The following is a 21,054-nucleotide window of genomic DNA, read 5'->3' on the forward strand; positions in this document are numbered from 1 at the left end:
ACATGTAAAACTGCCTTTTTTTATCGTCCAGAAAGGAGAGAACCGCTATTTTAAAAAGAATTCATATTGGCGTTATTGTCATCGCTTCGCTGCTGCTCTTGGCAGCCGTTGGCTGGGGGGTTGTGTGGAATTACGCGCTTCAAAAAACCGTTCCCGCGGAGGTTAATGCAGGAGGGATACCGATCGGAGGCATGCTTATAGATGATGCCATTAAGCTGCTGGAGCAGTATGAGAACTCGCTGCTGCAGCGTACGATAACGATTCAAGCCGCTGCCGCAGCCAAAGACAGCAAGCAATGGACGGTTTCCGAGCTTGGCTATAAGGCTGAATTTGCCGGCATTCGAGAAGCGTTGCTGGTACTGGGGGAAGGGGATACATGGGAGCGTGCAACTTACCGTTACAACTTCCAAAAGTCCTATCCGCTTAAGCAAAGCTGGAATCCCGATAACTTCGACGCTGCCGTTCGCAAGCAATGGAGCTGGATCGAAAAAAGCGAAACCAAAAATGCTGAGCGCATCATTACAGATAACGATGAAGTGATGTACGAGCCGCATGTCGACGCCTTCCGCTTGAATCTGAGCAAGCTCGTCGATGAGGTTGATAATTGGGTCATCCTCGAGAGAGAGCAAATCGGAAAACCCGTCGAGGAGCATTTTGAAGCAGAGCTTCCTGTTGCCGTCATTCAACCTGACATTACTTTGGAGAAGCTAAAGGACGAAGGAATCGAGCGTAAAATCATCGCGTTTTCAACAGATTTCGCCACAAGCGCCGATGGACGGGCGTTTAACGTGACGGTCACAGCGGAGGCTCTTCATGATTGGCATCTCGCACCGGATGAAGTGTTTGACTACGGCAAGCTGATTGCACGCGCGGAGGAGCTGTACGAGTATCGCGAGGCTCCGGTTATTTTGAACGGCAAGCTGGTGCCCGGCATTGGGGGCGGTATTTGTCAGGTGTCGAGCACGCTCTATAATGCGGTACTGCGCTCAGGCTTAGAGATCGTAGAACGCCGGAACCACTCCATTCCGGTCACTTATCTGCCCCTCGGTCAAGATGCAACCTATGCGGGCGGAGCCATTAATTTCCGATTCAAAAACAACACCGGCAAACATCTGATCATTCGTACCGAGGTGAAGGATCGCAAGCTGACCGTGAAGCTGTTCGGCACGATGGACGCTAATGAGCGCTATGATATCGAGTCGGTCACGGTGAAAACGATCGAGCCGACCGTTCAGGAAATAATAAATGACAATTTATTTCCCGGAAAGAAGATAACCGTAGAAAAGGGCAAGCAGGGCTACGTGGTCGAAACGTACCGTACTCTCGTTCGTGACGGCGAAGCCGTTACTCGGGAAAAGGTGTCTCGCGATACGTACAAAGCGCAGCCGACGATTGTCGAAACGGGCCCGATGTTTGGCGGCAACGGCGGCGGGCTTGCGCCTGCGCCGACACCGACGCCGGATCCTGTAGAGCCGCTGCTGGAGGATGGTTTGTAGGTGCGTCTGGTTGAATCAGGCAATTTCGTGCCGGGAGCGCCATTCGACGTTTCTCTGCCCTGTTTCGAGAAAAAAATAAAACAGCTCAGCTGGCGGCCGGGTTTGGCTGCTGCTGAGCTGTTTTCAATAGCTATAAGAATTACCGGCTGCGCTCGAGATACTCGGTTACCCAAGCAGCCGTGCCTTCCAGCGCTTGATCGGCGCGGGAGATGGCGTCCTGCACCTGTGTTTTTGCCGTACCGCCGTAGACGTTGCGGGCATTGACGACCTGCTCCGGCTGGAGCACCGCATAGATGCGATCGTCGAACAGCGTCGAGAACTGCTTGAACTCCTCCAGCGTCAGATCAAGCAAGTATTTGTTCTGCTCGATGCAGTACAATACCGTCTTGCCGATAACCTCATGCGCTTGACGGAAAGGCAAGCCTTTGTTCACGAGGAAATCGGCGATATCCGTCGCGTTCGAGAAATCTTGGTTGACCGCTTGGCGCATCCGTTCCTTGTTTACCTTCATGGTGGCAATCATCGGCGTGAACAGCTGAAGCGCGCCTTGCAGCGTCTTCACCGTATCGAACATGCCCTCTTTGTCTTCCTGCATGTCTTTGTTGTAGGCAAGCGGCAGCGACTTCAGCACTGTCAGCAAGCCGACGAGATTGCCGTAGACGCGGCCTGTTTTGCCGCGGACAAGCTCGGGAACGTCCGGATTTTTCTTTTGCGGCATAATGCTGCTGCCTGTGCAGAACGCATCGTCCAGCTCCACAAAATGAAACTCCGTGCTCGACCACATGATAAGCTCTTCGCTCAGACGGGAAAGATGCATCATGATGATCGAAGCGTCGGACAGAAACTCCAGAATGAAGTCACGGTCGCTTACCGCGTCGAGACTATTCTCGTAGACGCGGTCGAACTTCAGCTGGCTTGCTACGAAGTGGCGATCGATCGGGAACGTCGTTCCCGCCAAAGCGCCTGCTCCAAGCGGCAGCACATTGATGCGCTTGTAGCTGTCCTGCAGGCGCTCGATATCGCGTCCGAACATGGACACATACGCCATTAGGTGATGCGCGAACAGGATCGGCTGCGCGCGCTGCAAATGCGTGTAGCCCGGCACAATCGTGTCGATGTTCTCCTTCGCTTGCTCCACGAGCGCCGATTGCAGCTTATACAGCATGTCAACGAATTCGACGACACGCTTGCGAAGCCACAGGTGCATGTCCGTCGCCACTTGGTCGTTACGGCTGCGGCCCGTATGCAGCTTCCCGCCGACGGAACCCACATCATCGATCAGCGTCTTCTCGATATTCATGTGAATGTCTTCGTCCCCAATCGAGAATTCGATATCGTCGCGCTTGATACGCTGCAGGACGCGGTGCAAGCCGTCCTTGATCTTCTCCACGTCGTCAGCAGGCAGGATGCCCTGCTTGCCGAGCATCGTAACATGCGCCAGGCTGCCTTGAATGTCCTCTTCGGCCAGCTCTTTGTCGAATAGAATCGAAGCTGTATATTCCTCTACCAATTGGTCCGTTTTCTTCGTAAACCGACCGCCCCATAATTTGCTCACTGGTTCGTTCCACTCCCTTGTAAAGCTTACTTGTTCGTAACTGCGGATGATACCTTCAGACGCAATGCGTTCAGACGGATGAAGCCAGTCGCGTCGCCTTGATCGTAGGCTTGCGAAGGATCAGCCTCCATCGTAGCGATATCTGGATTGTACAAGCTGACAGGGCTTTTCACGCCTGCTCCGATGACATTGCCTTTATACAGCTTCAGGCGAACGACGCCGCTTACGTTCTTTTGCGATTCGGATACAAGTGCTTGCAAAGCAAGGCGCTCAGGCGCGAACCAGAAGCCGTTGTAAACAAGCTGACTGTATTTGGCAATCAAGGAGTCGCGCAGGTGCATTACCTCGCGGTCCATCGTCAGGGATTCCATTTTGCGGTGAGCGGTGAAAAGAATCGTACCTCCCGGCGTTTCGTACACGCCGCGGCTCTTCATGCCGACGAAGCGGTTCTCCACCATATCCACGCGTCCGATGCCGTGCTTGCCGCCCAGCTCGTTCAGCGTCTCCATCACTTCAAGCGGGCTAAGCTGTTTGCCGTTAACCGCCGTACAGTTGCCTTCTTCGAAAGTTAGCTCTACGTATTCCGCTTTGTCCGGCGCTCTCTCCGGGGATACGCTCAGGACGTACATGCTCTCGTTCTCCTCGGAGCTGGGATCGAACCAAGGATCCTCCAGCATGCCGCTTTCGAAGCTGATGTGCAGCAGGTTGCGGTCCGTCGAATACGGCTTCGCCGCAGAAGCCGTAACCGGAATGCCGTGCTTCTCTGCGTATGCGATCATTTCGGCGCGGCCCGGGAACTGCTCGCGGAATGCTTCCAGACGCCAAGGCGCAATAACGCCAATCTCCGGTGCAAGAGCAGCAGCTGTAAGCTCAAAACGCACTTGGTCATTACCTTTTCCTGTTGCGCCGTGGGCAATCGCCGTTGCGCCTTCCGCGCGGGCGATATCGACCATGCGCTTCGCGATAAGCGGCCGAGCGATCGATGTGCCGAGCAGGTATTGGCCCTCATATAAGGTGCCCGCTTGGAACATCGGGTAGATGAAGTCCTTCGCGAACTCGTCGCGGAGGTCGTCGATATAGACTTTGGAAGCGCCTGTCGCAAGTGCTTTCACCTCTAGACCGTCAAGCTCATCCTTCTGTCCGATATCCGCCGTGAAAGCGATAATTTCTGCGTCATAAGTTTCTTTCAGCCATTTGAGGATAACCGATGTATCCAAGCCGCCTGAGTAGGCTAATACAATTTTTTCTTTTGCCATGGTCGTGTATGACTTCCCTTCGAATGAATTTATATGGAGTGATTATTTAGGACATGATTGCGGCCATAATCGCTTTTTGCGCGTGAAGACGGTTTTCGGCCTGGTCGAAAATAATCGAATGGTCGCCGTCGATAACCCCTTCGCTAACTTCCTCGCCGCGATGCGCAGGCAAGCAGTGCATGAACAGGAATTCCTTCTTCGCGTATTTCGATAACTCCTCGTTCACCTGGTAAGCGGCAAAAGCAACCTCGCGTTCCTTCTGCTCCGCTTCCTGCCCCATGCTCGCCCATACGTCTGTGTATACGATGTCTGCGTCAGCAATCGCTTCCTTCGGATCGCGGCAAATGTGAATTCGCGAGCCCGTTTCGGCTGCATGATCTTTCGTTTGCTGAACGATGCCGGCATCCGGCTCATAGCCCTCCGGCGTTGCTACCGACATATGCAAACCTAGCTTGGCTGCGCCCATTAGAAGAGAATGGGTCATGTTATTGCCGTCGCCGATGTAAGCGATCTTCAGTCCTTCCAGGCGGCCCTTCTGCTCGAGAATCGTTTGATAGTCGGCAAGCGCTTGGCAAGGATGCGACAGGTCAGTCAAGCCGTTAATAACCGGAATTGTAGCTCCGCGCGCAAGCTCAACGACCTTGCGGTGAGCAAACGTGCGAATCATAATGCCGTCCAAGTAGCGCGAAAGCGTCTGCGCCGTATCCCAGATGGTTTCGCCGCGGCCGATCTGCAGGTCATTTCCGCTTAGGAACAGACCCTGTCCGCCAAGCTGATACATCCCTACTTCGAACGAAACGCGAGTACGCGTCGATGATTTTTCAAAAATCATGCCAAGCGTTTTTCCCTTCAGCACATGATGGGTTACGCCTGCTTTTTGCTTTTGCTTCAATTCAATCGCGAGGTCGATCAAGTAACGGATTTCCTCCGGCTTGAAATCAACCAACATTAGAAAATCGCGCCCTTTCAAGCTAAGCGCCAATTCCTCGTTCAATGTTCCTTGCATGGCAAAGCCCTCCTTCTGGTTGAAGCTGTATAGTTAAAGTGGCCGCTTCGCTTCTAATAGCTCCGCTAGAATCGCCACAGCCGTATCGATTTCTTCATCCGAAACAAGCAAATTAGGCAGGAGGCGAATGACATTCGGTCCAGCCGAGATGACAATCAGCCCGCGCTCCTGCGCTTCATTCAAGATGCCCGCGATCGGCTCCGCGCATTCAATGCCTACGAGCAGACCAAGTCCGCGAACCTCTTTCACAAAAGCATTCCCAGCCAGCTTCCCGCGAAGCTGCGAAATCAAGTAATCCCCTTGCTTCGCCGCACGCGACGGCAAACCTTCGCCTACAATGGTCTCCAGCGTCGCTTTCACGACCGCCGTCGCAATCGGCGTGCCGCCGAACGTCGAGCCGTGGCTGCCTGCTGAGAAGCCTTCGCGCAGCTTCTCCTTCGCGGCCATCGCGCCGACCGGGAAGCCGCTTCCGAGTCCTTTGGCCATCGTGAAGATGTCCGGCTCGATGCCGTAATGCTCGTACGCGAACAGCTTGCCCGTACGTCCCATTCCCGTCTGGATTTCATCCGCGATCAGCAGAATGCCGTGCTTCTCGCACAACGCGACAAGCCCCTTTATATATGCCGCGTCTACGGGATAGATCCCGCCCTCGGCCTGCACCATCTCCAGCATGATCGCAGCCGTCTTGTCGCTCACCGCCGCTTCCAGCGCATCGAGATCATTCAGAGGGATCGTCTTAAAGCCTTCCGGCAGCGGAGCGAAGCCTTCCTTCACCTTCGCTTGGCCGGTGGCGGTAAGCGTCGCAAGCGTACGTCCATGGAAAGACTGCTCGAACGTAATGATCTCATAACGATCGTTGTTTAGTACCTTCTGGTTATATCTGCGAGCCAGCTTAATGGCCGCTTCATTCGCCTCGGCGCCCGAATTGCAGAAGAACACCGCATCCGCACAGCTGTTATCGGTAATGAGCTTCGCCGCTTCCGCTTGATTCGGAATGCGGAACAGATTGGACACATGCCATAGCTCATCCAGCTGCTTAACGAGCGCCTCTTTAATTTGCTTTGGCGCATGCCCAAGATTCGTGACCGCAATCCCGCACATGAAATCGAGATATTTGTTCCCCTTATCGTCCCAAAGCCAGCTTCCTTCGCCTTTTACCAAAGCCATCGGGTATCTTGCATATGTAGGAAACAGAGATTGATCGGCGTTTGCCGCCGTTTGCGTCTCGCTCATTAGCCTTACACCTGCCCTTCGTTCGTTTGGACAATACGCGTACCTACGCCGCCCTCGCGGACCGCCTTCGTTAACACGCCCGGCTCCTCGCCGCTCACGATGACAACCTCGCGCACCCGGCCTTGAATGCATTGAATCGCCGCGCGCACTTTCGGAATCATGCCGCCGTAAATCTCGCCGCTTGCGATCATCTCTTCAATTTGTTCAACCGTGACAACAGGGAGCACCTGCTTTACCCCATCCACCGTCTTCAAAATGCCCGGAACATCCGTCACAACGATCATCCGTTCTACGCCGAGATGCGAGGCGACGGCGCCAGCGGCCGTATCCGCGTTAATGTTGTAGCGCTGTCCTGGCGCGTCAATACCGATCGGCGCAACGACGGGAATGTAGCCCATTTCCATGACGCCTTCGATGATCGCCGCATTCACATCCGTTACGTCGCCTACGAAGCCAATTTCCGCAGCATTGGCAACAGGCTTGGCTTGAATCAACATGCCGTCGACACCGGACAGGCCGAGCGCTTTCGCGCCGTTGATTTGAATTTTACGAACGATCTCCTTATTAATGCGGCCCGCAAGCACCATTTCGACCACGTCAAGCACCGCATCATTGGTTTTTCGCAAGCCATTCACGAATCCGGTCTCGATGCCGAGCTTGCCGAGCGTCTCCGAAATAGCAGGACCGCCGCCATGCACGATAACCGGACGCACGCCCGCAAGCTGCAGCTCCCGCAGCTCATCAAAAAAGCTATTCGGAAGCGCCGCCAGCGTGCTGCCTCCGCATTTCATAACAAACCGCTGTTCCGTCACTGTTCCATACCCTCCAGCATCCACTTTACTTACGTCCGGTATGCCGCGTTAATGCGGACATAATCATACGTTAAATCGCAGCCCCAAGCTGTCGCCTGACCTTCGCCGATATGAAGATCGACGCGAATGACCACGGTATCGCCCTTCAAATATTCCAAAGCAGCCTCTTCATCGAAGACGATCGGACGGGATTGCTCCAATGTCAAAATAGAACCGAGACGAATATCGACCGTCTCCGGATTAACCGGCTGGCCTGCGCGGCCGACCGCCGCGATAATGCGGCCCCAGTTCGCGTCTGCGCCGAACACGGCCGATTTCACGAGCGAAGACCCGATTACCGTCTTCGCAATCGCTTGGGCGGAATCGTCGCTGACCGCTCCCCTCACCTGCACCTCAACGAGCTTCGTCGCGCCTTCGCCGTCGCGCGCGATCGCTTTCGCCAGCACCTCGCACACATGGCGAACGGCTGCCGCAAATGCTGCCCAGCCCTTGTGCTGCGGCGTAAGCTCGCTGTTGCCGGCAAGTCCGCTTGCCATGGCGACAAGCATATCGTTCGTGCTCGTATCGCCGTCAACCGTAATCATATTAAACGTCAGATCCGTTGCCTGGCGCAGCATTTGCTGCAGCGCCGCGCCGCCGATAGCGGCATCCGTCGTAACGAAGCCAAGCATTGTCGCCATGTTCGGGTGAATCATACCCGAGCCCTTAGCCGCGCCCGCTACATACACGCGCTTGCCGTCAAGCTCAAGCTCGACGCATACCATTTTTTGAACCAAATCCGTCGTCAGAATCGCCTGGCAGAAATCATCCGCGCCTTCGCGATTGCCATCCAGACGCGCTGGAAGGCCTTCGATTCCGCTGCGTACTTTGTCCATTTTGAGAGGCTCGCCAATGACGCCTGTCGAAGCAACCGCCACATGATCCGCGGATACGCCAATCGACTCGGCAAAGCGCGCACGCATCTCGTAAGCGTCCGCTTCGCCTTGCTTGCCCGTGCATGCATTCGCATTGCCGCTGTTCACAAGCACCGCGCGCAGCACGCCGCCCGATCCGATGCTCTCGCGCGTTACTTGAAGCGGTGCCGCTTGAAACACGTTCGTCGTATAAACGCCCGCCGCCGCTGCCGGCACCTCGCAGACGATTGCGCCCAGATCATGACGCGTCGTTTTTTTCAGACCGCAGTGCAGTCCGCCCGCCTTAAAGCCCTGCGGCGTCGTTATCGAGCCGTCCTCGACGACCGAGAAAGCTGCCTTTGCCGAATTATCCTGTCCCATCGTAAAATCGAATCTCCTTCACGGATATGAGTATAAGTATGATTACGGATAAACCGGAACAAATTGCAGACCTAGCGTCTCGTCCCAGCCCATCATTAAATTCAGGTTTTGAATCGCTTGGCCAGCTGCGCCTTTAACAAGGTTGTCGATTACAGACACGATTGTGACGCGACTCGTCCGCTTGTCAACCGCGAAGCCGATATCGCAATAATTAGAGCCCCATACTTCCTTCGTCGCCGGCCATTGGCCTTCCGGACGAACACGAACGAAGCGGCGGCCTTCATAATAGGAACGATACAATTCGATAAAATCCTTCGTGCTCCGCTCGCCCAGAACGTTCGCATACATCGTCGACATAATCCCCCGTGTCATCGGCACGAGATGTGTCGTGAATGTCGTAATGACCGGCTTGCCTGCAACATCCGACAAGACCATCTCGATTTCAGGGATATGCTGATGCTGATTCAGCTTATAAGCTTTTAAATTTTCGTTCAGCTCCGAATAATGAGTACCGAGTGAAGCGCCGCGGCCCGCACCGGATACTCCCGACTTCGCATCGATAATAATTGTCGAAGGATCGATCCAGCCTTCTTTTACCGCAGGAATAAGTCCTAACAGAGTTGCCGTTGGGTAACAGCCTGGGTTGGAAATGAAAGGCGCGTCAAGCGAGCGATTGCCATAAATTTCGGAAAGTCCAAATACCGCCTGCTGCAAAAAAGACTCCTCTGCCGCTGTTTTCTTATACCATTGCTCATAAAGGGCTGGGGATTTCAACCGGAAATCTCCGGACAGATCGATAATTTTCAAGCCTGCCTCCAGAAGCTGCGGCACAAGTTTAGCCGCCACGCCCGCTGGTGTCGCCAAAAATACAACGTCTGCCTTCGCCTTGATCACCGCAGGCTCCACATCATCGAGCAGCTCCTCGCGGATGCCCGTCAGATGAGGGTAGCCTTCCGCTATCGGCGTTCCTGCGCTGGACGATGAAATGACCGATGTCACCTCGGCCAGCGGATGGGAAGCGAGCAATCTGATTAGCTCTACGCCACCGTAGCCGGTAGAGCCGATAATCGCAATTTTCACCTTTGTTGTCATAGTAATCTCTCCCCGAAACTGGACGCCGCAGACCTGTTTTTTCGCTTGCTCGGCAAGCTCGTTGCAGCTCCATCTATTGCTCTTTCCGACAGGTGGAAAGGTTGTCTTCTTCTTCAACTTATTATTGTACATCATTCGGCAGTTGATGGAAATACGCTTATGGTTTCGTATTATTATACATTCGAATTCATAAAAATACAACGAACATTTGGAGCATTTGTTTGAACGTTTTTTAACTTTGCAGAGCAATTTAAAGCTTCCCTCGCCATTATAGCTTATGATAATATAAAAGGGAACGAGTGTTCTGTTTTATTATTTCGCAGACTTTTTGGAGCTCTTTTTCCCCGAAGTAAATGGCTTGCTCGATCACAATCGTACCAAGCTGCTTATGCAGGAGCTGCTCATTGACATTGTCGGCGAAGAACGTCGGAGCCTTGACTTATTAGTGGAAACCCGTTACAAATCGTTAGATGCCTACGTACTCGTTCATCTGGAGGCACAGTCTTACAAAGAAGCAGACTTTAATGAGCGGATGTTTATTTACTTCAGCCGACTATTCGAGCAACATCGGAAAGAACAAGACATGCTTGAATTGCCTCTAAATGATATTCAGAAGCTTTCCAAATCGCAATAAGAAATAAATGTCTTCTTTATTAATGTTAGAAAGGAGTCATTCGTGTGAATTGGTTGTTGGATTCGAAATTCGAAGCGTTAGATAGACCTTTATTTGAAAAAATAAAAAAGAAATACGAGCAAGGATATTCGATTGAGTATCTGGAAGGATACATAATTGGATATCAGGAAGCTCGCCATCTTACTCATCGCTCTTGTATCCTTACTCTTTCTTTACCTCTTCCCCTTTCCCATCACCGCCCATCAACTCTCCAGCTTAAACCCCTGCCCCAGCACCTCAGCCGTATTGCTTATGATTACAAAAGCGCCGGCGTCGATCGCCCGCACCAGCTGTTTCAGCTTCGGCACCTCATTTTGCCCAACGACGACCATAAGTACCGTCCGCCCCGTTCCCGTATACCCCCCATGCCCGTCCAGTCTCGTCAATCCGCGGTCCAAATCATTTAGAATGGCATCCGCCACCGCTTCGGAATGATCGCTTATAATAAAAGCAACCTTAGAAAGCTGCAGCCCGCTCTGCACAAAATCAATCGTTTTGCTCGTGACGAACAGCCCGATCAGCGCGTACAGCGCAATCTCCGGCGATAGGATAAACCCTGCAGCCGCAATGACGCAGCCATCGAAGCATACGACCGCAAGGCTAAGCGGAAGCCCCGTATACCTATGCAATATTTGCGCAGCCAAATCGACGCCCCCCGTCGAGCCGCCGCCGCGAAACACTAAACCAAGACCCAAACCAACGCCGATACCGCCGTAGATTGCTGCAAGCAGCGGATTTTCCGTCGGAGACGACACCCCATCCGTTAGCAGCACGATTAAAGGCAGCAGCATCGAGCCGAGCGCTGTCTTGAACGCGAATCGCCGCCCCAACAGCCATAAGCCTGCTATGAACAACGGAATATTGATCGCCCATTGCGTGATCGCCGGCGTGATGCCCGCCAGCCGCTGAACAAGAATGGACACGCCTGACACCCCGCCGGACGCAATGCCGTTCGGCAACATGAACATATTAAAGCTTATCGCAACAATGATCGAGCCGATAAGCAGCTGCACTACGCTCCAAACCGACTGCGCCCGCGGACTCAGTGTCTTTCGGCCTTTTCTTCTTTTTACCGTGCCGCCCGCCATACCTTCAATCCCCTTACAACCTCATATTCGCAAAAAGAAGAGCTCCACACCTCTAAGTGTTGGAACTCTTCCCCCATGCTATGCATTCTTTCATGAAGACGCCCTAGTCATGACGGATCTGATTACGCAAATAACCGTCGATAAATGCGTCCAAATCGCCGTCCATCACCGCGCCGACATTGCCCGTCTCCACGGACGTCCGATGATCCTTCACCATACTGTACGGATGGAACACGTAGGAACGAATTTGACTGCCCCAGGCAATATCCGACTGCTCGCCGCGGATCTCCGCCAAATGCTTGAGCTGTTCCTCGATCTTCCGTTCATACAGCTTGGAACGAAGCATGTTCATTGCCCGCTCGCGGTTCTGAATTTGTGACCGCTCCTGCTGACAAGCGACAACGATGCCCGACGGTATATGCGTAATCCGGATGGCCGACTCCGTCTTATTGACATGCTGTCCGCCCGCTCCGCTTGCCCGGTACGTATCGACCTTTAAATCCTCCGAACGAATCTCGATCTCTATACTGTCATCGATCTCCGGCACCACGTCGCAGGACGCAAACGAAGTATGACGACGGCCTGCCGAGTCGAACGGGGAAATACGAACGAGCCTGTGTACACCCTTCTCCGCCTTCAAATAGCCATAAGCATTATAGCCTTTGACTAGAATCGACACACTCTTAATACCTGCTTCGTCGCCGGGCAAATAGTCAAGCAGCTCTACCTTGAAACCGCGTTTCTCCGCCCAGCGCGTATACATCCGGTACAGCATCAAGCCCCAGTCCTGCGACTCCGTGCCGCCCGCACCGGGGTGAAGCTCGAGAATCGCATTAAGCTTGTCATATGGCTGATTAAGCAGCAGCTGAAGCTCAAAACCATTTACCTTCTGCAAAAGCTCCTGCACGCCGTTCACCAGCTCCGACTCAAGCGACTCATCGCTCTCCTCTTCGGCCAGTTCCAGCATCATCTGCAGGTCCTCTTGGTCGCTGTTCAGCCTTTCGTACTGCTCGACGACCGACTTTACGGCATTAAGCTCGGAAATAACGCTTTGCGCCTTCTCGTTATCGTCCCAGAAATCGGGCTGCGTCATTTTTTCCTCGAAGTTCGCGATGATCTCCTGCTTAATATCTAAGTCAAAGAGACCCCCTGAGCTCTTGGAGACGCCCCGCCATTTCGCGCAGGTCTTGTTTCACCGTTATGTCTATCATAGCGTAAGCTTCACCTCAAAATAGTTGTTTATCCCTTACCGTATGCCCCGCCGTTAAGAGCCGTTCCTTACTGACCGTGGCATTGCTTATATTTCTTGCCGCTCCCGCATGGACATGCATCGTTGCGTCCGACGGTTTCCTTGCGCTTAGCCGGGCGCTTCTCGCTCGCTTCCCCGCCGCCGCTTGTCGTCGTCGTTTGCCCTTTAGCGACCTCTTGGCGCTCCAGATTGCTTTCCACGCGCGCCTTCATAATATATTTCGCGACTTCCTCTTGAATGTTCTCGATCATTTCCTTGAACATCTCGAAGCCCTCGAATTGATATTCGCGAAGCGGATCCGTACCGCCGTAAGCGCGCAAATGGATGCCTTGGCGAAGCTGATCCATCGCATCGATATGATCCATCCACTTGCTATCGACGGCTCTCAGTACGACAACCTTCTCGAACTCGCGCATCGTCTCCGCGCCGAGACGCTCTTCACGCTCATCGTAATACGCTACGACCTCGTTGTAGATATAGCCGATAATCTCTTCCTTCTCTTTGCCCCACAGCTCGTCCTTCGATAATGCGCCTTCCTCCAGGAAGTTCGCATGCGCATAATCAACGATCGCCTGCAGATCCCATTCCTCCGGAATATCCTCCGCGCAATGCGCTTCGACGATCCGCTCGATAACCGGCTTAATCATATCCATAACTTCTTGACGGATATTCTCCGAGCCAAGAATTTCACGGCGCTGCTTATAAATAACTTCACGCTGTTGGTTCATCACATCGTCATATTGAAGGACCACTTTACGAATATCGAAGTTGTTGCCCTCCACGCGCTTTTGCGCGGACTCAATCGCCCTCGAAATCATGCGGCTCTCGATTGGCTGGTCTTCGTCCAATCCGAGACGATCCATCATTCCCATAATGTTCTCGGAGCCGAAGCGGCGCATAAGCTCATCCTCAAGCGACAAATAAAATTGCGACGAGCCCGGATCGCCTTGACGGCCGGCACGGCCGCGAAGCTGATTGTCGATACGACGGCTCTCATGCCGCTCCGTACCGATGATATGCAATCCGCCTAAATCGGCAACCGAATCGCCCAGCAAAATATCCGTACCGCGGCCGGCCATGTTCGTTGCAATCGTAACCGATCCGGACTGACCCGCACGGGAGATGATTTCCGCTTCCTCCGCATGGAATTTTGCATTCAGCACCTTATGCGTAATCCCTTTGCGCTTCAGCATGTCCGAAAGCTTCTCAGAGTTTTCGATCGAAATCGTTCCGACGAGCACCGGCTGATTTTTGCTGTGGCGCTGCGAGATCTCTTCAACAACCGCTTTGAATTTACCCATTTCGGATTTATACACGACGTCCGCAATATCCTCACGAATCATCGTACGGTTCGTAGGGACTTGAATAACGTCAAGACCGTAAATGCGCTTGAACTCTTCTTCCTCCGTCTTCGCCGTACCCGTCATACCCGACAGCTTGCGGTACATACGGAAGTAGTTCTGGAACGTAATCGTCGCGAGCGTCATGCTCTCGTTCTGAACCTTCAGCTGCTCCTTAGCTTCAATCGCCTGGTGCAAGCCGTCGCTGTAACGGCGACCGGACATCAGACGTCCCGTAAATTCATCGACGATAACAACCTCGTCTTCTTCCACAACGTAATCAACATCGCGCTTCATAATGAAGTTTGCTTTCAACGCTTGCTGAATATGATGGTTAAGCAGCACATTAGCATGATCGAACAGGTTTTCAATATGGAACGCCTTCTCGGCCTTCTCCACGCCCGCTTCCGTCAGCATGACGCTGCGCAGCTTGATGTCGATCGTGAAATCTTCCTCTGTATTCAACCGGCTCACGAACCGGTCCGCGGCAAAATAAAGCTCCGTCGACTTCGCAGCCTGTCCTGAAATAATAAGCGGAGTCCGCGCCTCATCGACCAGAATGGAGTCAACCTCATCAATAATGGAATAATAAAGCGGGCGCTGAACCATTTGCTCCTTGTAGAGCACCATGTTGTCGCGCAAATAATCGAAGCCGAACTCATTGTTCGTTCCATAAGTAATATCGCAGGCGTAAGCGGCCTGCTTCTCGTCATGAGACAAGCCATGGAGATTACAGCCAACGGTCATGCCTAGAAAGTTATACAGCTGTCCCATGATCTCGCTGTCACGCTGAGCCAGATAGTTATTGACCGTAATGACATGAACGCCTTTGCCAAGCAACGCATTTAAATAAGTAGGAAGCGTAGCAACGAGCGTCTTGCCTTCACCCGTTCTCATTTCCGCGATCTTGCCTTCGTGGAGCACTATGCCGCCCATCAGCTGCACGTCGAAATGACGCATTCCAAGCGTACGCTTGGATGCTTCCCTTACGGTAGCAAAAGCTTCCGGCAGCAGCTTGTCCATCGTCTCGCCTTTTTCGATTCTCGCCTTAAACTCCTCGGTCTTCGCGCGCAGCGCTTCGTCCGACAGATCCGTAAACTTCGATTCTATAGCATTGATCTCATCTACCGTCCGTTGGAGCCGTTTTACTTCTTTCTCGTTTGGATCACCAAATATCTTCCTCACAATTCCTAGCATGGTTTTCCCCTTTCGTCTAACGCCTCATTGCCTTAAATTGTATCAGTTTGTCGACATTGCCGCAACGAGGGTTGCTGGAAATGAAAAAGCCCCTTCCCCGAATAGGAGAAAAGGCTCTTGTAATCAATAAGTATGAGTGCTAGCCTTGCTCAATTAATCCATACTTCCCGTCGCTCCGCTTATAAACAACACTAACTTCCTTGCTGTCTACGTTGGAGAATACGAAAAAGTTATGTCCAACCATATTCATTTGCAAAATCGCTTCTTCTACGTCCATAGGCTTCAAATCGAAGCGCTTTGTTCGAACCAGCTCCAAATCGTCTTCCTCTTCCAGAACGCCGACTGCCGAGCCTTCTTCCCTGAACAAGGCGCGTACGCCGCTGCCTTGACGGAACTTGCGATTTACCTTTGTCTTATGTTTGCGTATTTGCCGTTCGAGTTTGTCTACAACGACATCAATGGATGCGTACATATCCTCGCTCTTCTCCTCGGCTCTCAGCATGGAGCCGATGATTGGGATGGTCACCTCTACAGTATGTTTTCCTTTGGTGACGGATAAGGTTACGTTCATTTCGGAGGTGATTGGTTCTTCAAAATACTTATCCAATCGGCTGAGCTTCTTTTCGACGTAGTCTCTCAATGCATCTGTCACTTGAAAGTGTTGACCTCGAATGTTGTAGTTCATGGGGAAACGCCTCCTTTACATGTGCTTATTATAGCATATGCTCATGGATGGAGTAAAACTATTTTCTATTAATTCGGAATTTTCTAACAAATCACAGAAATTGTGCAGATTATAGCTTCATGAAGCGCTGTCGCTTGCTTTTTCTGCAATAAGCGCATCTATTTGCTCATGATAACGGGCATAAAGAAGCTTATATTTCGCTTTTATATGCTTTAGCGAGTCTTGAAGCTCCTTTTCTGTCATCTCATCAAACATTTCTTCAAACATCTGGCTTGCAAATTGAAAAAATCCATCGTTTTCAGCGAACTCTTCCAAAAAATATTGATGTATGCGCACCCCGACAGCAGGGTTCAACTTCCGATCACGCGGCAGCTCGCCCACTTCCTTCGAGATCCGCTGCAGCAGCTGGATTTCAGCTTTGAACTTCAATACCTCAGAGCTGCTTTTATCGAGCAACAGAGCCAAATTGATATACAGCTCCGCTTCCTTAAACCTGTAACAATCCCGATAGTGCAAATATTCATCCATAAGCGCAGCAAGCACGATCGTTCGATCGTCCTCATCCCGGATAGACAACAAAAACTTCTTCACCCTGGGATTGACTCTGCTCCAGTACTGCCATTTGCCAAGATGAATCATCGCATTAATCCAATTGATGAATAGCCCAAATTGCTCCGGCTCCGCCTCCTCTTCAGTCGGCATACTCGCTTCGATCATGAAGTAAGCTTCATCTGCCCGGCCAAGCGACTGATATACGGCAGCCAGAAAAGGCGTATACATAACCTGATGCTCCGGAAATTTCTCCATTAACAATTCAAGATACTTCAATGCGCGCTCTGGCTGATCCATGTCGTACCATATTTTCGCAACGACGGCATACGTGCTGAGCAAGCTTTCATCCGTATCCGACTTTTCGATCATAGCCTGTATATGCTGCTCCGCTTGCTCGTCTTGCTCTTTCATTATAGATATTTGCAGCAATCCCAGGTGAGCGCTTGTTGCTTCAGCCGAAATATCCAGTGCCTGACGGAACAGCTTTTCCGCTTTATCCCAGTTCTCAGCCTCCATCCACTCAAACGCTTCCTCCATAATTTTCGTAATCGATCCGCCGTATTTGCGTTGAAAATCATATTCCTTGCGTTTCACAGGATCTCGCAAAGTATCGTACGCCCTGCGAATGACTTGAAATTGCTCGGGATGCTGCTCAGGAGGAAATTGCTTAACCATCTGAATATAGCTCTTTTTAATGGATTCGGGTGTTGCATTAGAACGTACGCCCAAAATTTTATAGTAATTTTCGATTTTCGCTTTCTTCGGCTTTCTTGGTCGCTTGCCTTCTGTCAAAGCTCGCTCCCCCTCTCATTCTTATAGCTCAGCCTCAATCAGCAAATCCGTTGCGCTGTCGATCTGCTCTGACAACTCATCCAAATCTGAACTTTCCATTGCCGCCTTAAGCTCGCGGATCATTTCTTTTGCCTGTTCTTGTACAGCCCTATCGCCAGAACGCGCCAATGCATCCAACCTCTCCAATAGCTGAACAGATTCTTTGCGGAACTCATCCTCACTCATACGCTCAGGAAGCTCATCAAGCTCATCCTCATCCTCCAGATCAATCTCGGCCTCAGCATCCAGAGCCTCCCAAGCTTCAGCCCAGTCCAAAGCCTCCTCATCCTCGTCCGGCTCCAAGTCAGGTCCAGACCACAGCTGTTCAAGCTGAACCGTGCTATTCAAAAACTGCTCGCGTGAGTTGCGGTCTAATCCATCCTGCAGCGTCACCGTCATATTATAGCCCGTAGAGACGCATTGCGCCGTCACCTCGAGAATGCCGTTCAAATTATACCTGAAGGTGACATCGAGCTTCTCCTGCTCTTTCCAGTTTTCCGGGATATCCTCCAGCAAAAACTTGCCTAGCAGCAAATTACGCTTTACCCATTCATGCTCACCCTGATAGACTTCAATTTCTACCGTTGTTTGTCCAGGACTGGAGGTTTGAAAGCGTTCCGTCTTCGTTACAGGTATCGTCGTGTTGCGGGTAATAATCGGCGCGAAACCTCCTGGCTTGACTCGCATTCCGATACTTTCCTTCAGCACAGCAATCCCCATAGAATAAGGAGCTACATCGGTGGCAATCAGACCGCTTTCCGACAGCAAACCGGATTTCAAGCCAGCCTGCACAGCCGCTCCAAGTGCGACAGCCTCATCGGGGTTAACATCCTTGCGCGGCTGCTTGCCGAAGAAATCGGCAATTCGAGTGTGGACATGCGGAATACGCGTAGATCCGCCCACAAGCAAAATTTCATCGATGTCCTGCGGCTTTAGACCCGAGTCCTGCAGCACGGATCGGATGCAGTCCATCGTTTCATCCAGCTTGTCCTCAATCAGCTTTAGAAACTGCTCGCGGCTGACCTGCATTGTCAAGCCGACAGGCCGGTTATCTTTGACCGTAACAAAAGGAAGCGACACCTCGGCAGTCAGCTCGTCGCTCAGCTGTTTCTTCACGCGCTCTGCCTCTTCCTTCAGCAACGCCTTGGCCCGAATATCGTCACGCGGATCAACGGCATGATCTGCCAGCATTTGTTCCGCGAACAGATCAACCAGTCTCCAATCAAAATCCTCTCCGCCGAGAAAATTATTTCCCGCAGAAGCCTTAACCTCCATAATGCCGCTCATCATCTCGACTACGGATACATCGAAGGTTCCTCCGCCCAAATCATAAACTATAAAAACCCGATCCTCATCTACATGATTTAACCCGAATGCAAGCGCAGCGGCCGTAGGCTCATTAATAATTCGCTCTACTACAAATCCGGCCAGCTCTCCCGCTTCCTTCGTCGCACGACGCTGTGCATCGGTGAAATAGGCGGGTACCGTAATAACCGCTTCCTTCTCCCCATCCCCGTACAGGGTATCCGCGTAGCCCTTCAGCTCCTTGAGAATCAACGCCGATATTTCCTGAGGGAGCAATTCTCTCCCTGCAAGGGCAATCCGCTCTTCCGAGCCCATTTTGCGTTTGACGGCAGCGATCGTCCGATCCGGCATTGCGACCAAAGCGGCCCGGGCATCCTCCCCGACAACAGCCTTGTCCTTAGGGTCAATCCATACGACCGACGGGATAATGGCCTCATCTCTCGGTGATCGAATAATAGTAGGCTGTCCGTTTCTAATAAATGCGACTGCTGAATTGGTTGTTCCGAGATCAATACCTACGGTAGGCCGAAAAGCATGGGCCCCGGTTCGCTCCTGTTCATGACTTGACATGTTCATAATCCTCCTTCAATGTAATAACCTGCGCTTTCCGCAGCAGAGTACCGTTACCAGTGACAAACCCTCTGCGCACCACCTGCAATACTTCGTACGGAATAGACGCTTGTCCATTCTTCTTGCCGTCTGATGTGGCGATCGACTCGCTCCACCTTGGGTCAAAGCTCGTTCCCAGCACCGGCAGCTCATGAATTTCCGCTATCGCGAGCGTGGAAACAAGCTGTGCCGACCATTGCTCAATCAGCTTCTGCCAAGCAGCTTCCCCTTCAACGTCCAGTTGCAGCCGAAGAGCATCCATGTCATCCAGCCAGCGAAGCAATTGCTCTGCCATCCTTTGCGACTTCCATGCCTGATCAGCGGCTGCTTGCTGCCTTAATGTTTCTGAAGCATCATTTTCTTGCAGCTTCGTCTCCAGCCTTTCGAGCCTGGTCTGCATATCCTGATAATTTTTATATTGCAAACGGGTAAGCTTGCTGATCAGGTCCTGGCTTGTCTTGCTCTGCTCCTCTGACTGGTTGAGCAAAGCTTCTTTCATATTTTTGATCGCTTCAAGCTGCTCATCCTTCTTATGTTTGTTCCAAAACCACATAGGGTAGTTCCTCCTGTGTAACTAAATGATATTACTATCTTTTATGCTCCTAACCCCGGAGCAACTTCAATATTTATAGTTGCCTTCATCCCCATGGCACTCATGACAGCTTCAATTTTTTCTGTTGTGGCTCCATAATATTCATTTCGTTCATCTCGGGATACCTGTGTTTCCGATACTTCCAGTTTTCTAGCCAACTCAGATTGAGTCATATTCATATATATTCTATAAGCGATTAGGCTTTTTCCTATATCCGTGAACTTGAGAATGGGATTGAATGAACCCCTTTTTATTCTTTCATAATACTCAACTTCTTCTTTTAGTTGTTCGTGGAATGATAGTAATGGTTCAATCGCCATGTCAATTTGCTCATCATTAAGACCCATTTCCTTAAACCGCAGCTTTTCTTTCGCAATAAATTCCTTATCTTGTTTCAACTTTCCTATTGCTTTTTGGTAAGCTGTTTCGTTTTTTATCATCGTTCTCAGCTCCTTTATTTCATTATCTTCACAATTCCTTTAGGTTCAAATGTATCACGTGTTTTTCTAAAAGCCGCAGGAAACATCTGCTCAAATCCATGCTCATCGAGAATTCCGGATGATTGGCCAACGTGTGGATATAGTTCAACTTTGTATCGATGCCACATTGGCAGCTGCCACTTTGCAGAGTTACGGTCATAAATGCGATCTTTCCAATTCCAAATTTTAAAAGGATCGATAGAGTTAAGTTCCCTTACAATATCCGGTAAGGTCCTGACGTCAGCTACAAAATAACCGTCAATATCTCCGGGGCTCGCTTTGTCTTCGACAAAAGAGCCATCTATAAAAATTTCCACTATACCGACTCTCCAAAGTTGATTAACCAATACCTCCAAGTTGTTGACTAACGTCATCCTTTTATTCATATCCCATGGAGATCCATCTTTTGGGCCAGTTACGAGCAAGGAAGCCCGTAATTGATCTAACGTCATAGGATAGTCTTGTGTTGCTAATAGGCCATGATCATTGAATATCAACATTATTTTCCTCCAAAGGGCCTGAAATTATACAAAACGATACACATTATAATTATGTTAACTTAACAAATTTGTTAACTTTATTATAAACTATAATTTGAAGATGTCAATCGTGTTCAATTGTTGTGGCCGCCATCTAATCGGGTAGGAGGCTACTCATTATTTGAGTAGCCGACCTCCCACACCACCGTACGTACCGTTCGGTATACGGCGGTTCCCTAGTTTACGCAGTG

18 protein-coding genes are annotated in these 21,054 nt (G+C 51.3%); 2 read left to right on the forward strand and 16 right to left on the reverse strand.

Features of this window, described 5'->3' with window-relative positions; genetic code table 11:
• Nucleotides 1-122 precede the first annotated feature (122 nt).
• Nucleotides 123-1,496 (forward strand): VanW family protein, encoded by a 1,374-nt coding sequence (locus L1N85_RS20050; RefSeq protein WP_235240824.1) that lies wholly within the window; start codon nucleotides 123-125, stop codon nucleotides 1,494-1,496.
• Nucleotides 1,497-1,635: 139 nt separating this feature from the next.
• On the opposite strand, the gene argH is transcribed toward L1N85_RS20050, so the two are convergent.
• The 7 genes from argH to argC are packed head-to-tail and all read right to left on the reverse strand — an operon-like array spanning nucleotide 1,636 to nucleotide 9,724.
• Entirely contained in the window at nucleotides 1,636-3,051 is a 1,416-nt protein-coding gene (gene argH, locus L1N85_RS20055) for an argininosuccinate lyase (RefSeq protein WP_235240825.1), read from the reverse strand.
• 26 nt (nucleotides 3,052-3,077) lie between these two features.
• The gene (locus L1N85_RS20060) at nucleotides 3,078-4,307 is read right to left on the reverse strand and encodes an argininosuccinate synthase (protein WP_235240826.1); all 1,230 of its coding nucleotides are present in this window, start codon (nucleotides 4,305-4,307) and stop codon (nucleotides 3,078-3,080) included.
• Between the two features lie 46 nt (nucleotides 4,308-4,353).
• A complete protein-coding gene (gene argF / locus L1N85_RS20065) occupies nucleotides 4,354-5,313 on the reverse strand; it encodes an ornithine carbamoyltransferase (protein ID WP_235240827.1) in 960 nt (319 codons plus the stop codon).
• 33 nt (nucleotides 5,314-5,346) lie between these two features.
• Entirely contained in the window at nucleotides 5,347-6,546 is a 1,200-nt protein-coding gene (locus L1N85_RS20070) for an acetylornithine transaminase (RefSeq protein ID WP_235240828.1), read from the reverse strand.
• Nucleotides 6,547-6,551: 5 nt separating this feature from the next.
• The gene (argB, locus tag L1N85_RS20075; RefSeq protein ID WP_235240841.1) at nucleotides 6,552-7,337 is read right to left on the reverse strand and encodes an acetylglutamate kinase; all 786 of its coding nucleotides are present in this window, start codon (nucleotides 7,335-7,337) and stop codon (nucleotides 6,552-6,554) included.
• 50 nt (nucleotides 7,338-7,387) lie between these two features.
• Nucleotides 7,388-8,632 (reverse strand): bifunctional ornithine acetyltransferase/N-acetylglutamate synthase, encoded by a 1,245-nt coding sequence (gene argJ, locus L1N85_RS20080; protein ID WP_235240829.1) that lies wholly within the window; start codon nucleotides 8,630-8,632, stop codon nucleotides 7,388-7,390.
• A gap of 42 nt (nucleotides 8,633-8,674) precedes the next feature.
• The gene (gene argC / locus L1N85_RS20085; RefSeq protein ID WP_235240830.1) at nucleotides 8,675-9,724 is read right to left on the reverse strand and encodes an N-acetyl-gamma-glutamyl-phosphate reductase; all 1,050 of its coding nucleotides are present in this window, start codon (nucleotides 9,722-9,724) and stop codon (nucleotides 8,675-8,677) included.
• Nucleotides 9,725-10,052: 328 nt separating this feature from the next.
• Here argC and L1N85_RS20090 point away from each other — a divergent pair, with 328 nt between their 5' ends.
• Nucleotides 10,053-10,358, forward strand: a complete 306-nt coding sequence (locus L1N85_RS20090) for an RpnC/YadD family protein (protein WP_268818389.1) — start codon at nucleotides 10,053-10,055, stop codon at nucleotides 10,356-10,358.
• Between the two features lie 242 nt (nucleotides 10,359-10,600).
• Here the strand turns inward: L1N85_RS20090 and L1N85_RS20095 are convergent, their stop codons facing one another.
• The 9 genes from L1N85_RS20095 to L1N85_RS20135 all read right to left on the reverse strand — a co-directional run bounded on the left by L1N85_RS20095 (nucleotide 10,601) and on the right by L1N85_RS20135 (nucleotide 20,824).
• Entirely contained in the window at nucleotides 10,601-11,485 is an 885-nt protein-coding gene (locus tag L1N85_RS20095) for a YitT family protein (RefSeq protein ID WP_235240832.1), read from the reverse strand.
• A 103-nt stretch (nucleotides 11,486-11,588) separates the two neighbouring features.
• Nucleotides 11,589-12,696, reverse strand: a protein-coding gene (gene prfB / locus L1N85_RS20100; RefSeq protein ID WP_235240833.1) for a peptide chain release factor 2 whose coding sequence is annotated in 2 segments (ribosomal slippage) — nucleotides 11,589-12,623 and nucleotides 12,625-12,696 — 1,107 coding nt in all. Because the reading frame shifts where the segments join, the coding sequence is not laid out codon by codon here.
• Nucleotides 12,697-12,763: 67 nt separating this feature from the next.
• On the reverse strand, nucleotides 12,764-15,271 hold the full coding sequence (gene secA, locus L1N85_RS20105; RefSeq protein WP_235240834.1) for a preprotein translocase subunit SecA: 2,508 nt from the start codon (nucleotides 15,269-15,271) through the stop codon (nucleotides 12,764-12,766).
• Between the two features lie 139 nt (nucleotides 15,272-15,410).
• Nucleotides 15,411-15,956, reverse strand: coding sequence for a ribosome hibernation-promoting factor, HPF/YfiA family (hpf, locus tag L1N85_RS20110; protein ID WP_235240835.1), 546 nt, complete (start codon nucleotides 15,954-15,956; stop codon nucleotides 15,411-15,413).
• A 117-nt stretch (nucleotides 15,957-16,073) separates the two neighbouring features.
• A complete protein-coding gene (locus L1N85_RS20115; protein ID WP_235240836.1) occupies nucleotides 16,074-17,300 on the reverse strand; it encodes a J domain-containing protein in 1,227 nt (408 codons plus the stop codon).
• Nucleotides 17,301-17,321: 21 nt separating this feature from the next.
• Nucleotides 17,322-19,214, reverse strand: a complete 1,893-nt coding sequence (locus L1N85_RS20120) for an Hsp70 family protein (RefSeq protein ID WP_235240837.1) — start codon at nucleotides 19,212-19,214, stop codon at nucleotides 17,322-17,324.
• The gene (locus tag L1N85_RS20125) at nucleotides 19,201-19,806 is read right to left on the reverse strand and encodes a nucleotide exchange factor GrpE (protein ID WP_235240838.1); all 606 of its coding nucleotides are present in this window, start codon (nucleotides 19,804-19,806) and stop codon (nucleotides 19,201-19,203) included. Before L1N85_RS20125 ends, L1N85_RS20120 begins: the two co-directional genes overlap by 14 nt.
• A gap of 41 nt (nucleotides 19,807-19,847) precedes the next feature.
• Complete coding sequence (locus L1N85_RS20130; RefSeq protein WP_235240839.1) at nucleotides 19,848-20,285, reverse strand: transcriptional regulator; 438 nt, start codon at nucleotides 20,283-20,285, stop codon at nucleotides 19,848-19,850.
• Between the two features lie 14 nt (nucleotides 20,286-20,299).
• The gene (locus L1N85_RS20135; RefSeq protein ID WP_235240840.1) at nucleotides 20,300-20,824 is read right to left on the reverse strand and encodes a DUF6932 family protein; all 525 of its coding nucleotides are present in this window, start codon (nucleotides 20,822-20,824) and stop codon (nucleotides 20,300-20,302) included.
• Between the last annotated feature and the right edge of the window lie 230 nt (nucleotides 20,825-21,054).

It is taken from the genome of Paenibacillus alkaliterrae (assembly GCF_021532375.1).
Taxonomy (GTDB): domain Bacteria; phylum Bacillota; class Bacilli; order Paenibacillales; family Paenibacillaceae; genus Pristimantibacillus; species Pristimantibacillus alkaliterrae.